Annotated in this window: 14 protein-coding genes; 13 read left to right on the plus strand and 1 reads right to left on the minus strand. The window is 64.7% G+C overall.

Annotated elements, in window-relative coordinates; all coding sequences use genetic code 11:
- Nucleotides 1-210: 210 nt before the first annotated feature.
- Complete coding sequence (locus ACVOLS_RS04015; protein WP_023093368.1) at nt 211-1,116, minus strand: LysR family transcriptional regulator; 906 nt, start codon at nt 1,114-1,116, stop codon at nt 211-213.
- 305 nt (nt 1,117-1,421) lie between these two features.
- Between ACVOLS_RS04015 and ACVOLS_RS04020 the strand changes: the two genes are divergently transcribed.
- The 13 genes from ACVOLS_RS04020 to ACVOLS_RS04080 are packed head-to-tail and all read left to right on the plus strand — an operon-like array spanning nt 1,422 to nt 13,751.
- Entirely contained in the window at nt 1,422-3,419 is a 1,998-nt protein-coding gene (locus ACVOLS_RS04020) for a conjugal transfer protein TraG (RefSeq protein WP_001163195.1), read from the plus strand.
- Nucleotides 3,416-3,892, plus strand: a complete 477-nt coding sequence (locus ACVOLS_RS04025) for a ribbon-helix-helix protein, CopG family (protein WP_000085131.1) — start codon at nt 3,416-3,418, stop codon at nt 3,890-3,892. The genes ACVOLS_RS04020 and ACVOLS_RS04025 overlap by 4 nt, the downstream gene beginning before the upstream one ends.
- Entirely contained in the window at nt 3,889-4,959 is a 1,071-nt protein-coding gene (trbB, locus tag ACVOLS_RS04030) for a P-type conjugative transfer ATPase TrbB (protein WP_023093367.1), read from the plus strand. Before ACVOLS_RS04025 ends, trbB begins: the two co-directional genes overlap by 4 nt.
- On the plus strand, nt 4,956-5,342 hold the full coding sequence (locus ACVOLS_RS04035; RefSeq protein WP_000150010.1) for a TrbC/VirB2 family type IV secretion system protein: 387 nt from the start codon (nt 4,956-4,958) through the stop codon (nt 5,340-5,342). Before trbB ends, ACVOLS_RS04035 begins: the two co-directional genes overlap by 4 nt.
- Nucleotides 5,339-5,608 carry a VirB3 family type IV secretion system protein gene (locus ACVOLS_RS04040; protein ID WP_003092280.1) on the plus strand — a complete coding sequence of 90 codons (270 nt, stop codon included), beginning with the start codon at nt 5,339-5,341 and terminating at the stop codon, nt 5,606-5,608. The genes ACVOLS_RS04035 and ACVOLS_RS04040 overlap by 4 nt, the downstream gene beginning before the upstream one ends.
- A gap of 12 nt (nt 5,609-5,620) precedes the next feature.
- Nucleotides 5,621-8,071: a conjugal transfer protein TrbE gene (gene trbE, locus ACVOLS_RS04045; RefSeq protein WP_000933135.1), complete on the plus strand. Its 2,451-nt coding sequence runs from the start codon at nt 5,621-5,623 to the stop codon at nt 8,069-8,071.
- Entirely contained in the window at nt 8,068-8,811 is a 744-nt protein-coding gene (gene trbJ, locus ACVOLS_RS04050; RefSeq protein WP_003092277.1) for a P-type conjugative transfer protein TrbJ, read from the plus strand. The genes trbE and trbJ overlap by 4 nt, the downstream gene beginning before the upstream one ends.
- A 12-nt stretch (nt 8,812-8,823) precedes the next feature.
- Nucleotides 8,824-9,150, plus strand: a complete 327-nt coding sequence (locus ACVOLS_RS04055; RefSeq protein ID WP_014603538.1) for a hypothetical protein — start codon at nt 8,824-8,826, stop codon at nt 9,148-9,150.
- Nucleotides 9,147-10,514: a P-type conjugative transfer protein TrbL gene (trbL, locus tag ACVOLS_RS04060; protein ID WP_023093366.1), complete on the plus strand. Its 1,368-nt coding sequence runs from the start codon at nt 9,147-9,149 to the stop codon at nt 10,512-10,514. The genes ACVOLS_RS04055 and trbL overlap by 4 nt, the downstream gene beginning before the upstream one ends.
- Before the next feature lie 18 nt (nt 10,515-10,532).
- The gene (gene trbF / locus ACVOLS_RS04065) at nt 10,533-11,237 is read left to right on the plus strand and encodes a conjugal transfer protein TrbF (RefSeq protein ID WP_001211312.1); all 705 of its coding nucleotides are present in this window, start codon (nt 10,533-10,535) and stop codon (nt 11,235-11,237) included.
- Complete coding sequence (gene trbG / locus ACVOLS_RS04070; protein WP_000776560.1) at nt 11,234-12,226, plus strand: P-type conjugative transfer protein TrbG; 993 nt, start codon at nt 11,234-11,236, stop codon at nt 12,224-12,226. Before trbF ends, trbG begins: the two co-directional genes overlap by 4 nt.
- Before the next feature lie 2 nt (nt 12,227-12,228).
- Entirely contained in the window at nt 12,229-13,509 is a 1,281-nt protein-coding gene (locus ACVOLS_RS04075; RefSeq protein ID WP_003092274.1) for a TraB/TrbI/VirB10 family type IV secretion system protein, read from the plus strand.
- Nucleotides 13,506-13,751, plus strand: coding sequence for a DUF2274 domain-containing protein (locus ACVOLS_RS04080; RefSeq protein WP_000108283.1), 246 nt, complete (start codon nt 13,506-13,508; stop codon nt 13,749-13,751). The genes ACVOLS_RS04075 and ACVOLS_RS04080 overlap by 4 nt, the downstream gene beginning before the upstream one ends.
- Nucleotides 13,752-13,905: the final 154 nt, after the last annotated feature.

Consider the following 13,905-nt stretch of genomic DNA (forward strand, 5'->3'; position numbering starts at 1 on the left):
ATCATGAGCCTCCATCTGCAATAAGTGAAATCCTAAGTTTCTATTTTTGATATCATAAAATATGATATCAAGGCCTAGGTTCTGCCATCCACCGACTAGGCTATCTCGCAGCGGCGCTACGAAAGGGCGCGTCTCCAATTGAGCCGACTGATTGCTTATTTGTAGTGCGAGGTAGAGTTGTGCTGAGCATGACGATAGGAGCGATCTTGCCTACTTGTTGTTAGCACAGGAAGTGAACAGCAGTGCTCGTATCCAGCGATGTGCTGGATCGTGATGGGTGCGTTCGTGCCAAGCAGCCGTCTTGGTGAACCCCGGTATCTTCACCGGCGGCAGGGAGATAGCCAGCTTGTCCATACCGGCGACCAAGCGGCTCGGCAAGATCGCAACCATGTCACTGGCACGCAGGATGTCTGGCAAGATCAGAAAGCTCTTGACCGACAGTGTGACGCTGCGTCGTTTGCCCAACTGTTCTAGCGCATCGTCGGTGACGCCGCGGAAACCTCCACCATCGTAGGAAACAAGCGCATGGTCGAGAGCACAGAACTGTTTAACGGTCAGCTTGCGCCCCATAGCCGCAGGATGGTCTTCCCGCAGGACACACACATAGTGTTCCTTGAACAGCTCTCGGGCATGCAGATTTGGCGGAGTGATCTCTGGCGTCAGGAGGGCTAAATCGATCTGACCGCGCTCAAGCTGGTTCTGTAGCTGCCCGCTCTCGACTGGCACTAATGAGACTCGTACACGCGGTGCGTGCCGTTTAAGTGCCGATAGAAATGGGACAGCAACGGCACGCAGCGCATAGTCCGTCGCGGCGATGGAGAAGGTCAGTTGTGCGGTGGCCGGATTGAAGGAAGGTGGCTGGAGCAGCGCGTCGATTTCGGCGAGCACCTGCTTGACAGGCATCCCTAGATCCAGCGCCCGCTGCGTTGGAACGATACCCCGCTGCGAGCGCGCGAAAAGCGGGTCACCGAAGCTCTCGCGCAACCGCGTCAGCATGCCACTCAAGGCCGGCTGGGTTAGTCCCAGACGGGCCGCCGCCCGTGTCACATTGCGTTCGTCTAACAATGCGTCCAGCGCCTTGAGCAAGTTGAGATCCATACTCTTGATATTTTTCATTTTTATTCCAATCTTAAATATCATCGTTTTTCATGATATCTAAATATTGCCTATGAGTGGAAGCAAGGCCCATTGACGGCTTTTTTTGGGTAACTTGCTTGGAACTCTGTATGCGCCGCAGTGCGCTTTCGCTTGCGGCGCTTTTCTTTGACTCGCCACCGCGCTCATTCTTTCTTTTCCCTCGACCATTGTGCTGCGAACGGTCTTTGACCGGCACTAGCCCAGAACCGATCCTGACGCCTGCGACACCCCCTGTGCAACGCTTTCAATGAGACACCAGCGCAGGAGAAATCGGAGGACAGGTCATGCAAGGGACGAACGTTCTGTTCGGCCAGATCGCTGTGGTAATCGGCATCGTGATCGCCGGCGTCTGGGGCGCCACACAATGGACAGCAGCGACCCTTGGCTATCAAGTACGCCTCGGATCGCCCTGGTTCGATCTTCTAGGTGTACCGGTTTATCACCCGTGGCGCTTGTTCGAATGGTGGTTCTTCTTTGATGCCTACGCGCCGCACGTCTTCGACACAGGCGGTGCGATTGCGGGTGGTAGCGGTTTGTTCGCTTTACTCGTCGCCATCGCCATGTCGGTATGGCGTTCTCGGCAGTCGCGGCTGGTTACGACTTATGGTTCGGCACGCTGGGCCGATGCCGTCGACATCCGCAAAGCTGGACTGACCCTCCCGGCGGGCGTCTTCCTCGGCCAACACGACGACCAATACCTCCGACATGAGGGGCCGGAACATGTCCTGAGCTTCGCACCCACGCGCTCGGGCAAGGGCGTGGGCTTGGTGGTGCCTACGTTGCTTTCGTGGCCGGCGTCCGCCGTCATTCACGACATTAAGGGAGAGAACTGGAAGATCACGGCGGGCTGGCGTTCGCGCTTTTCGCACTGCCTGCTTTTCAACCCCACCGATAGGCAGTCGGCCGCCTACAACCCGCTGCTTGAAGTCCGGCGCGGCGCACATGAAGTGCGCGACGTGCAGAACATCGCCGACATTCTGGTTGACCCTGAAGGTGCGTTAGAGAAGCGCAATCATTGGGAGAAGACCAGCCACGCGCTACTGGTCGGTGCAATCTTGCATGTTCTGTACGCAGGCGAGGACAAGACGCTGCGCGGCGTCGCCAACTTCCTCAGCGACCCGGCGTGTCCGTTCGAGCTGACGCTGCACCGGATGATGACGACGAAGCACCTGGGCGATGCGCCTCACCCGGTTGTCGCATCCGCTGCCCGCGAAGTGCTCAACAAGTCGGACAACGAGCGATCGGGCGTGCTCTCCACCGCCATGTCGTTTCTCGGCCTGTACCGCGACCCGACCGTGGCCGAAGTCACATCGCGCTGCGATTGGCGCATCGCCGACCTGATTTCCGCCGAGCACCCGGTATCGCTCTATCTGGTGGTGCCGCCCTCCGACATAAGCCGCACCAAGCCGCTGATCCGGCTCATCTTGAACCAGATCGGGCGGCGGCTGACCGAATCGCTCGACGGCAGCGATGGCATCGCGCGCCGGCACAAGCTGCTGCTGATGCTGGACGAGTTTCCGGCGCTGGGTCGCCTCGATTTTTTCGAGTCCGCGCTTGCCTTCATGGCCGGCTACGGCATCCGCAGCTTTCTCATCGCTCAAAGCCTGAACCAGATCGACAAGGCGTATGGGCAGAACCATTCCATCCTCGACAACTGCCATGTCCGGGTGACTTTCGCCACCAACGACGAAAGGACGGCGAAAAGGATTTCCGAAACCCTCGGCACCGCCACCGAGCTTCGCGCGCAGCGCAACTACGCGGGCCACCGCCTCGCTCCGTGGCTGGGGCACCTGATGGTGTCGCGTCAGGAAACTGCACGTCCGCTGCTGACGCCCGGCGAGGTGATGCAGCTTCCACCTGAGGACGCCGTAGTCATGGTGTCCAGCGTTGCCCCGATCCGCGCGAAGAAGCTGCGTTACTACGTCGACGCCAATTTCAAGGATCGCGTCCTGCCACCGCCCGTGCTCGCAGTCGGGAGGTACGCCGACGCGCCGCCAGCCCGCCCCGACGACTGGAGCGGCTTGGCGATCCCGGCCGTACCTACGGCGCCGACCTCGGTATCCGCCGATGGTCCGGGCGGCACCGATGACGGCGGCCCGCGCCGCCAGCTCGAACTCTCCGAAACCGTCGCCTACGAGCCCGAGTTGGACGCGTGTGCGAACGACCTGGAGCTGCTCGATGACGACGACCTGGCGCTCCCGCTTCCCGGCCAGCTCGACCCGGCCATGCAGCGCACGGCCCGGCTGGCTTCTCTCGACCCCAACGACGGAATCGACCTATGAGCCAATACCGCCTCAATCTTTTCATCCAGCCCGAGCACGCCAAGCGCCTGGATGAACTTGCCGCCAAGAAAGGCGTGTCCAAGTCCTCCATCGTCGCAGCGGCCTTGGCGTCCTGGCTGTCACCCGATGCGGGCGACCAGCGTGAGGCCGCCATTGCCAAGCGGCTGGATCGACTGTCGCGGCAGACCGAACGCATGGAGCGCGACCAGAACATCCAGATCGAAACGCTGGCGCTGTTCATCCGCTATTTCTTGACCATCAGCACGCCGGTGCCAGAAGCCCACAAGGACGCGGCCCGCGCCCAGGGCAAAGCGCGCTTCGAGCAGTTCGTCGAGCAGTTGGGTCGCCACCTGCTGCGTGGCCGCAGTCTGGTGCGCGACGTGGTGGAGGAACTGCACCCCGATCCGATGCGGATGGATGACGCAGCAGCGATGGCGTCCGCCGATGAGCGAGCTGCAGAGCGTGCGTCATGAGTGCCGTTCCGCAGATTCCGCCTGAATCTCGCTCATCCGCCGCGGCGTCCCAGGATCGCCGCATCCAGATGCTGCGCACGGCGATGGGGCCGCTGATCGCCGCTGCGCTCGAAGATCCGGATGTTGTGGAAATCATGCTCAACCCCGATCGCACCCTGTGGGTGGATCGGCTGTCGTCGGGTCGCTCGCCGCTGGGCGTGGAGATGCCCGAGGCCGATGGTGAACGCATCATCCGCCTGGTCGCCGCGCATGTCGGCGCGGAGGTGCATCGCGGCCAGCCGCTCTTGACCGCCGAGTTGCCGGAAACCGGCGAGCGTTTCGAGGGCATCCTGCCTCCGGCCGCCCCGGGGCCAGCCTTCGCGCTACGCAAGCGGGCCGTGAGCATCATCGGCCTGGATCGCTACGTGGCCGACGGCATCCTGACCGCCGGGCAGGCCGAGTTCCTGCGCCGCGCCGTGCGCGAGCGGCAGAACATCCTGATCGCCGGCGGCACCAGCACCGGCAAGACCACGCTGGCGAACGCGCTGCTGGCCGAGATCGCCGCCACAGGCGACCGCGTGCTGGTGCTCGAAGACACCATCGAGCTGCAATGCGCGGCCCGCGACCATGTGCCGCTGCGCACCCGCGCCGGCGTCGTCACAATGACCGAGCTGGTGCGGGCCACGATGCGCCTGCGGCCTGACCGCGTGATCGTCGGCGAAGTGCGTGGCGGCGAAGCCCTGGACTTGGTGAAGGTCTGGGGCACCGGCCACCCCGGCGGCATTGCCACCATCCATGCCGGCTCCGCCTTGGGCGCACTGCTGCGTCTGGAGCAACTGATCCTCGAAGTGGCAGTGAATCCGCCCCGCGCCCTGATCGCCGAGGCGGTCAACGTGGTGATTCACATCGCAGGCCGTGGCCGCAAACGTCACGTCGAAACCATCTCCCGTGTCGTCGGCTTCGACGGTGCGGGCTATCGCCTGACAGATGCGCTGGAAACGCCGTTTCCCGAGCTGCCGCCGGTTCCTCTTGCAGCCGCTGCCGCTGCGCCTTCCTCGACCCCTGACCAACCTGGAGAACTGCCATGACGCACGTTGATGCTTTCCGTCTTTCCGTAAATCCTATTTCTCGCCTGTCCAGCATGGCGCGGCTGCGCCACCTGGCCCGTCCCGCAGGGCAAGGGCTGCTGCTGGCCGCGCTGATGCTGTTGCTGGCGGGCACGGCGCAGGCCGCCGGTTCCTCGATGCCGTGGGAAGGGCCGCTGACCTCCATCCTCGAATCCATCCAAGGGCCAGTCGCCCGGATCGTGGCGGTGATCATCATCATCTCGACGGGGCTTGCGCTGGCGTTCGGTGATACCAGCGGCGGCTTTCGCAAGCTGATCCAGATCGTGTTCGGCCTGTCCATCGCGTTCGCCGCGTCCTCGTTCTTCCTGTCGTTCTTCAGCTTCTCCGGAGGGGCCGTCGTATGAGTAAGGCCACCGATCTTCCGGGCTTTGAAGTGCCGCTGCATCGCTCGCTGACCGAGCCGATCCTGCTGGGCGGTGCGCCGCGCACCGTGGCGATTGCCAACGGCACGCTAGCCGCCGCCGTCGGGCTGGGCCTGCAACTGTGGATTCCCGGCGTGGTGCTCTGGATCGTCGGCCACTCGCTGGCCGTATGGGGTGCGCGCGTCGATCCGCAGTTCATGCAGGTCTTCGCGCGGCATATCAAACACCGCCCGCTTCTGGACGTGTGAGGGGAGGACGCCATGCTGAACCTTGCCGAATATCGTCAGCGCCCGGCCTTGCTTGCCGACTGGCTGCCCTGGGCCGGGCTGGTCGCGCCGGGCGTTGTGCTGAACAAAGATGGTTCGTTTCAACGCACGTTCCAGTTTCGCGGCCCCGACTTGGACAGTGCGACACAGGGCGAGCTGATTGCCACGTCGGCGCGGCAGAACAACGCGCTTCGCCGTACCGGGTCTGGCTGGGCCTTCTATATCGAGGCCGAGCGGATGCGGGCATCGAGCTATCCGCAATCCTCCTTTCCCGAACCACTGTCCTGGCTGGTGGATGAGGAGCGACGCGCGGCGTTCGAGGAGTCGGATGGCCATTTCGAGAGCGTCTATCACTTCACGTTGCAACACCTACCGCCGCAAGAGTCTCGCGCCCGTGCGGCTGGGATGCTGTACGAGAACCGGCCCACTGAGGGTGTGGACTGGCGTGGTCGGCTTGATTCCTTCGTGGCAGAGACCGATCGCGTGTTCGACCTGCTCGATGGTGTGATGCCGGAGATTGCCTGGCTGGACGATAGCCAGACGCTGACCTACCTGCATGCCACAGTCTCCACGCGGCGCTATCGCGTCGGCGTGCCCGACGTGCCGTTCCATATCGACGCACTGCTGGCCGATGCCGCGCTGGTCGGCGGCCTGGCGCCCATGCTGGGCGATCAGCACCTGCGCGTGGTGTCGGTACGAGGCTTCCCGACCTCGACCTGGCCGGGGATCTTGGACGACCTCAACCGCCTGGGCTTTGCGTATCGCTGGAGTACGCGCTTCCTGTGCCTGGACAAAGCCGAGGCGGAACGGGAATTGGGGCGCTTGCGGCGCCAATGGTTCGCCAAGCGCAAGAACGTCATCGCGCTGCTGCGCGAAACGATCTTTCAGCAGGAAAGCCCGCTGGTCGATACCGATGCCAGCAACAAGGCCGCCGACGCCGATGCCGCCTTGCAGGAGCTGGGCAGCGATCAAGTCGCCTTCGGCTACCTCACCGCCACGGTGACGGTGCTCGACGCCGACCCGGCCGTGGCCGACGAGAAGCTGCGCATGGTGGAGCGCGTCATCCAGGGCCGGGGTTTCGTGACCATCCCCGAAACCCTCAACGCAGTCGATGCCTGGCTGTCGTCCGTCCCCGGCAACGCATACGCGAACGTGCGTCAGCCCATCGTTTCGACGCTGAACCTGGCGCACATGATGCCGATGTCAGCGGTATGGGCTGGGCCGGAGAAGAACGAACACCTCGATGGCCCGCCGCTGATCGTCACCCGCACCGATGGCGCGACGCCGTTCCGGCTGGTGACGCACATCGGCGACGTGGGGCACACCCTTGTCGCCGGGCCGACCGGCATGGGCAAGTCGGTGCTGCTCGCCATATTGGCCATGCAGTTCCGGCGCTACTTCGGCTCGCGGATCTTCGCCTTCGACATGGGGCGCTCGATGCGCGCCACCATCCTCGGCCTTGGCGGTGAGCACTACGACCTCGGTGCCGATGGCGGCATCGCCTTCCAGCCACTCGCGCGAATAGCCCACGAGGGCTACCGCACCTGGGCCGCCGAATGGGTGGAGGGCCGGCTGCTGCACGAAGGCGTGACGGTCGGCCCGGACGAGAAGGCTGCCATTTGGTCGGCGCTGCGAAGCCTTGCCGGTGCGCCAGTGGAGCAGCGCACCATGACCGGCTTGTCGGTGTTATTGCAGTCCAACGCGCTGCGCCAAGCGCTCGCGCCCTATGTGTTGGGCGGCGCCCACGGCAAGCTGCTGGACGCTGACCACGACCGGCTGGGCATGGCCGACGTGCAGGGCTTTGAGATGGAAGAACTGATGCACAGCCCCGCCGCCGTGCAAGCAGTGCTGCGCTACCTGTTCGCCCGCTTCGACGAACGTTTTGACGGCGCGCCCACGCTGCTGATCCTCGATGAAGCGTGGCTGTTCCTCGATGAGCCGTCCTTCGCGGCCCGCATCCGGCAATGGCTCAAGACGCTCAGAAAAAAGAACGTCAGCGTCATCTTTGCCACGCAGTCGCTGGCCGACATCAAGGACTCGACCATCGCGCCAGCCATCATCGAAAGCTGCGCGAGCAGGATCTTCTTACCTAACCCGCAGGCCACCGAGCCGCAGATTCGCACGATCTACGAAGGCTTCGGCTTGAACAGCCGCCAGATTGAGATCGTGGCGACCGCACAGCCCAAGCGCGATTACTACTACCAGTCGCGCCTCGGCAATCGCCTGTTCGACCTCGACCTGGGGCCTGTCGCGCTCGCATTCGCGGGCGCATCCACCCCTCAAGACCAACGCGATATTGACCGCGTGCTGACGCAGGCCGGCGCTCCCGGCTTCGCCGGCGCGTGGCTGCGCCATCGCGGCCTCGGCTGGGCCGCCGACCTGCTGCCGTCCGCTCCGGCGGCAGCTTCCTTTCTCGCTTCTCAACCGCTGGAGGTTTCACCATGAAGACCAAGCCCCGTTTGCTCTCTGTCTCACTCGCTGCCGTGCTGTCGGTATCGCTGCTGGCCGTGCAGCCCGCATCCGCGCTGACGGTGTTCGACCCGTCCAACTTCGTGCAGAACACGCTGACCGCCGTGCGCACGCTGGAACAGATCAACAACCAGATCAACCAGCTTCAGAACGAGGCGCAGATGTTGATGAACCAGGCCAGGAACCTGGCAAATCTCGACTTCAACATCGTCAACCGCCTGCGCTCGACGCTCGCCACCACCGAGCGCCTGATCGCCGAGGCGCGCGGCTTGGCCTACGACGTGCAGAGCATGGATGCCACGTTCGCCCGCCTGTACCCGGAACAGTACGCCGCCACCATCAGCGGCGACCGCATGGCACAGGACGCCCGCGAACGCTGGCAGAACACCTTGAACGGCTTGCACACCGCGATGCGGATGCAGGCGCAGGTGTCGCAGAACCTCGCCCAAGACGAAAGCGCGCTGGCCGATCTCGTGAGCCAGAGCCAGTCGGCCACCGGCGCGCTGCAAGCGATGCAGGCGACGAACCAGCTCCTGGCTTTGCAGGCCAAGCAGTCGATCCAGGCGCAGCAGCTCCAGATCACGCAAGACCGGGCCGCTTCACTGGAACTGGCGCGGCAAGCGGCGGCTATGGAGCGCGCCCGCGAAGTGCGGCGGCGCTTTCTGGGCACCGGCACGCCGTACACGCCGCAGTCCGTCAACTTCTATAACAACTGACCGGAGGCGGCCATGCGATGCGCTTCCGTCCTGATGGCCGTGCTGCTGACCGCGTGCGGCCAGCAGCCGGCCGAGAACCTGGCCGACGCCCTGGCCGCAGATCCGGTGCGGCTCAAGGCGTTGCGCGGGCAATGCGCGGCCGACCGGCAGGCCGTGGGCGAGGATGCCTGCCGCGCCGCCGCTGAAGCCTTCCGGCGGCGCTTCTTCGCCGGCCATACCGGGCCGGATGAATACAACTCGCTGGCTGAACTCCCGCCGATTCCGCCGAGCTTCGATACGCCCGCAGATGAATTGCCAGAGGGCGCCGTTCCGCTCACTCCGCCCGAGGATTCGCCATGAACGACGTGACCATCATCGACCGTTTCCTCGATACGTTCTCGCGCTACATCGACTCGGGCTTCGGCTTATTGCAGGGCGAAGTGGCATTTCTCACCGCCACGCTCATCGTCATCGACATGACGATCGCTGGCCTGTATTGGGCCATGAGCCACGCCACCGGCCAGGGCGACGACGTGATCGCCAAGCTGCTGCGCAAGGTGCTCTGTGTCGGCGCGTTCGCCTACATCATCGGCAACTTCAACTGGCTGGCGAGCATCGTGTTCCGCTCGTTCGCCGGCTTGGGAATTACCGCTACCGGCTCGGCCATCACGATGGAGAACTTCCTTCAGCCGGGCCGGCTGGCGAAGACCGGCATCGACGCAGCCGCGCCGATTCTGGAACAGATCGGGGACATGGCTGGGTTCCCCGAGGTGTTCGTGAACATCGACCCTATCGTGGTTCTGTTCATCGCCTGGCTGGTGGTGATCCTCTGCTTCTTCGTGCTGGCCGTACAGCTTTTCATCACGCTGATCGAGTTCAAACTGACTACGCTCGCCGGCTTCGTCTTGATCCCGTTTGCACTCTGGAACAAGACCTCGTTCCTCGCGGAAAAGGTGCTAGGCAACGTGGTGTCGTCAGGCATCAAGGTCTTGGTGCTGGCCGTCATCGTCGGCATCGGTTCAGGCCTGTTCGCCGAGTTCCAGGTGCATCCCGACGAACCATCCATCGACCACGCGCTGGTCGTGATGCTGGCCTCGCTCGCGCTGCTGGCGCTGGGCATTTTCGGCCCCGGTATCGCCACCGGCCTGGTGTCCGGTGCGCCACAGCTTGGTGCGGGCGCGATGGCTGGTGCTGCGGTCGGGGCTGTCGGCACCGGCGTTGCCATCGGCGCCGCCGTAACGGGCGTGGGCGGCGCCGTCATGGCCGGGGCACGAATGGCCCCGGCGGCCGCAAAGCTGGCCGGTGCCGGTGCGCGTGCCGCGACTTCGGCGGCCGGCAGTGCCCGATCGGCGTTCCAGGCCGGTTCCGCTGCGGCCGGCGGCGGTGCCAAGGGCGCGGCGGCTGGCCTCGGCAATGTCGCCAAGACTGGCGCACAAGCCGCAGGCCGCAGCGTCACCTCTGGTGCTTCCGCTGTTGGGCAGAAGGTGGCCGACTCCTTCCGCGCTGGCTGGAACGGCACAGAAGCCGGCAGCGACGGTGCTGGCCCCGGCCAGACCGCAGACGGCACCGCAGGCTCGCAGAAGCAACAGCAACCGGCCTGGGCCAAGCGGATGCACCGCCGCCAGCAGGCTACCCATGCCGCGACCACTGCCGCCCACACGCTGCGCGGCGGCGACGGCGGCGGCTCCGGGCAAGGCCCGAGCCTGCGGGATTCCGATACCTAACCTTCAAGGAGAACACCCATGCGATTCAAACGACCGCAGGTGCGCTACGCCGATACGCCGCAGCCTGCCACCCCGTATCAAGCCGCCGCCCAGGTGTGGGACGACCGTATCGGCTCCGCCCGCGTGCAGGCGAAGAATTGGCGCCTGATGGCCTTCGGCTGCCTAGTGCTCGCGCTGTTGATGGCCGGCGGCCTGGTGTGGCGCTCGGCGCAGTCCATCGTGACGCCCTATGTCATCGAGGTCGATCAAGCCGGGCAGGTGCGCGCCGTGGGAGAGGCCGCCACGCCGTACCGGCCCGGCGACGCGCAGATCGCGCACCACCTGGCGCGCTTCGTGACGCTGGTTCGCTCGCTGTCCATCGACCCCATCGTGGTGCGGCAGAACTGGCTCGATGCCTACGACTACACCACCGACAAGGGCGCGGCGGTGCTCAACGACTACGCCCGCACCAATGACCCATTCGCCCGCATCGGCAAGGAATCGGTAACGGTGCAAATCACCAGCGTGGTTCGCGCGAGCGACACGTCTTTCAACGTGCGCTGGACAGAGCAGCGCTATGTCAACGGTGCGCCCGCCGGCACCGAACGCTGGAACGCCGTGCTTTCGACCGTCCTGCAAACCCCGCGTACTGAACAGCGCCTGCTCAAGAACCCATTGGGTATCTACGTCAACGGCCTGTCATGGAGCCGCGAACTGGATTCTTCCGAAGGAGCCAAACCATGAAACTTCGTTTCCGCCTTTACGTTGTTCCTTTGACGCTGCTGGCCCTCGCGGGCTGCGCCTCGCAGGGGAAGCCGCCGCCATCCATCTCGCTCGACGAGACGGTGCTGGCCCAGCCGTTGCCCGAACCGCCCAAGCCCGTCGAAGTCGTCGCCGTCCCTGAACCGCTGGCGCTGCCGGCGCAGTTGAAGCCCCTGCCGGAACTCGATGAGGCCCCCGTTGCGCCGGAGCCGGCCGACGAAAAGGTGCGCGTTTCCCGTGCCAATGCAGAAGCGCGTATCGCGCCTACCCGTGAGGGCTACGTCAACGCGATTCAGGTGTGGCCGTTCACCGATGGCGCGCTTTATCAGGTCTATGCGTCGCCGGGGCGCGTGACGGTGGTTTCGCTTCAACCGGGCGAGGAACTGGTAACGGTCGCCGCCGGCGATACCGTGCGCTGGATCGTGGGCGACACGTCCAGCGGCGGCGGGGCCGATCTGCGCGTCAATGTGCTGGTCAAGCCTATCCGCTCCGGTCTGAAAACCAATCTCGTCATCACCACCAGTCGGCGCACCTACCTGCTGGAGCTGACCTCGACCGAGAGGGCATGGATGGCGTCGGTGTCCTGGGACTATCCGAAAGACCGAATGCTCGCGTTGCAGCGCCAGGCGCAGGCAGCGCAGGCAACAACGCCTGTCGATACGGGCCTGTCGCTGGACAAGATCCGCTTCCGCTACGCGGTATCGGGCAGCAACCCGCCGTGGAAGCCTCTGCGCGCCTTCGATGATGGAGAGAAGGTCTATATCCAGTTCCCGCCGGGCATCGCCCAGGGCGAGCTGCCGCCGCTGTTTGTCATCGGCGCGCAGGGCGACGGGCAACTGGTGAACTACCGTTTTCGCTCGCCGTACTACGTCGTGGATCGCCTGTTCGGCGCGGCCGAACTGCGGCTGGGCGGCGATGGCGGCGACGTGGTGCGGATCGAGCGCACCGATGGTGTTGCACGGAGGAACTGACCATGAGCCAGGATGACACTCCCGACCTTGCCGCGCCGCAGGCGGACAAGGTGGCGCCGGAGGCAGTGGCGCTGCGCGCCCAGCCGCGTCCAGTCACACGCCTGAACCGGCGCTCGCTGGCCATCCTTGCCGGCGTCCTAGCGGTCGCCGTGCTCGGCGCGCTGATGTGGTCGCTGCAACCTCATCGACGCAGCACAGGCGAGCAGACCGAGCTTTACAACGTCGATCGCGTGTCAAAGTCGGAAGGACTGGATGCGCTGCCGACGGACTATTCCAAGCTGCCGCCGGCGTTGCTGCCTGCCGTTCCCGAACTAGGGCCACCGCTGCCGGGCGATCTTGGCCCGGCTATCGTGAAGTCGCAGCAACCGGCGACGGCTGCCTACGCGGCCCCCGGTCACGACCCGAACGATGCCCTGCGAAAAGAAGCCGAGGCGGCCGCGGCCTCGTCCGTGTTCTTCCGCTCGGGTGGGCAGAATGCGGCGCCGGTAGCGCAGACACAGGTGGCCGCTGCGCCGGGCTTCGCCGCCAATGCGGCGTTTGACCCGCTGGCGGCCGGGCCGGCCTCCACGGCGGCCCAACCTGCTGACCCGACAGCGGTGCAAAACCGGCAAGACCAGAAAGAGGCTTTCATGAAAGCTGGCCCCACTGAAACCCGTAATTCCGGCAATCTGACTCTGCCAATTTCGCCGTATCAGGTTATGGCCGGAACAGTGGTCGCAGGTGCCTTGGTGACGGGCATCAAGTCGGACTTGCCCGGCGACGTGATCGCCACGGTGACGGAGCCGGTCTATGACACAGCCACCGGGCGCTTCCTGCTGATTCCGCAGGGTTCGCGCATCCTGGGCAAATACAACAGCCAGGTCAGCTACGGGCAGAGCCGCGTTCAAGTCGTCTGGAACCGGATCATCCTGCCGGACACGTCTTCGCTCACGCTCGACAACCTGGCCGGCACCGACCCAGCCGGCTATGCCGGGCTGGAGGACGATGTGGACTACCACTGGGGCCGCATCTTTGCCGGTGCGGCACTCACCACGCTGCTGGGCGTCGGTGCCGAGCTGGCCGCGCCGGAGAACCGGCAGGATGGTGATCGCGTCATCATCGCTGGGCGCGACAGCGCGCAGGACAGCATCAATCAGGTCGGCCAGGAGATGACCCGGCGCAACCTCAACATCCAGCCGACCTTAACGCAACGGCCGGGCCTGCCGGTTCGCATCATCGTCAACCGGGATCTGGTGCTGCGGCCGTACCAGCCGCTGTTCTTCAACCGGGGGACTTCACGATGAGCACGACCAAGAAGCTGCGGCTCGGCCCGCTGCCGAAGACCGAGAGCACCAAGCTGACTTTCGTTTGCCCGACCAGCTTGAAAGTCGACCTCGACCGCTACGCCGCGCTACACGCGCAGGCGTATGGCGAGGCCGTTGATGCGGCGACGCTGATCCCGCATATGCTGGAAGCGTTCATGGCGGGGGATCGAGGATTCAGGAAGGGCACGGCGACCCGCAGCACACCACCGAAGCCGCCATGATTGCACCGCATGCTATTCAACGGCATCCATCGAACGCGCAGCCCAGGCTGCGCGTTCTTCATTCTGGATGCCGCCGAGCCTGTTGGGCTATGATGATGCGACAGGCCCGCCGTTCCTCGGCAATCCAGCACTACACAGTGCGATGCGGCTTTCT

The organism is Stenotrophomonas sp. STEN038 (assembly GCF_056759895.1).

Excerpts from the sequence above, each read along its gene's own strand:
- ACVOLS_RS04015 (WP_023093368.1), bottom strand. The coding sequence starts at position 1,116 with ATGAAAAATATCAAGAGTATGGATCTCAACTTGCTCAAGGCGCTGGAC.
- ACVOLS_RS04020 (WP_001163195.1), top strand. The coding sequence starts at position 1,422 with ATGCAAGGGACGAACGTTCTGTTCGGCCAGATCGCTGTGGTAATCGGC.
- ACVOLS_RS04025 (WP_000085131.1), top strand. The coding sequence starts at position 3,416 with ATGAGCCAATACCGCCTCAATCTTTTCATCCAGCCCGAGCACGCCAAG.
- trbB (WP_023093367.1), top strand. The coding sequence starts at position 3,889 with ATGAGTGCCGTTCCGCAGATTCCGCCTGAATCTCGCTCATCCGCCGCG.
- ACVOLS_RS04035 (WP_000150010.1), top strand. The coding sequence starts at position 4,956 with ATGACGCACGTTGATGCTTTCCGTCTTTCCGTAAATCCTATTTCTCGC.
- ACVOLS_RS04040 (WP_003092280.1), top strand. The coding sequence starts at position 5,339 with ATGAGTAAGGCCACCGATCTTCCGGGCTTTGAAGTGCCGCTGCATCGC.
- trbE (WP_000933135.1), top strand. The coding sequence starts at position 5,621 with ATGCTGAACCTTGCCGAATATCGTCAGCGCCCGGCCTTGCTTGCCGAC.
- trbJ (WP_003092277.1), top strand. The coding sequence starts at position 8,068 with ATGAAGACCAAGCCCCGTTTGCTCTCTGTCTCACTCGCTGCCGTGCTG.
- ACVOLS_RS04055 (WP_014603538.1), top strand. The coding sequence starts at position 8,824 with ATGCGATGCGCTTCCGTCCTGATGGCCGTGCTGCTGACCGCGTGCGGC.
- trbL (WP_023093366.1), top strand. The coding sequence starts at position 9,147 with ATGAACGACGTGACCATCATCGACCGTTTCCTCGATACGTTCTCGCGC.
- trbF (WP_001211312.1), top strand. The coding sequence starts at position 10,533 with ATGCGATTCAAACGACCGCAGGTGCGCTACGCCGATACGCCGCAGCCT.
- trbG (WP_000776560.1), top strand. The coding sequence starts at position 11,234 with ATGAAACTTCGTTTCCGCCTTTACGTTGTTCCTTTGACGCTGCTGGCC.
- ACVOLS_RS04075 (WP_003092274.1), top strand. The coding sequence starts at position 12,229 with ATGAGCCAGGATGACACTCCCGACCTTGCCGCGCCGCAGGCGGACAAG.
- ACVOLS_RS04080 (WP_000108283.1), top strand. The coding sequence starts at position 13,506 with ATGAGCACGACCAAGAAGCTGCGGCTCGGCCCGCTGCCGAAGACCGAG.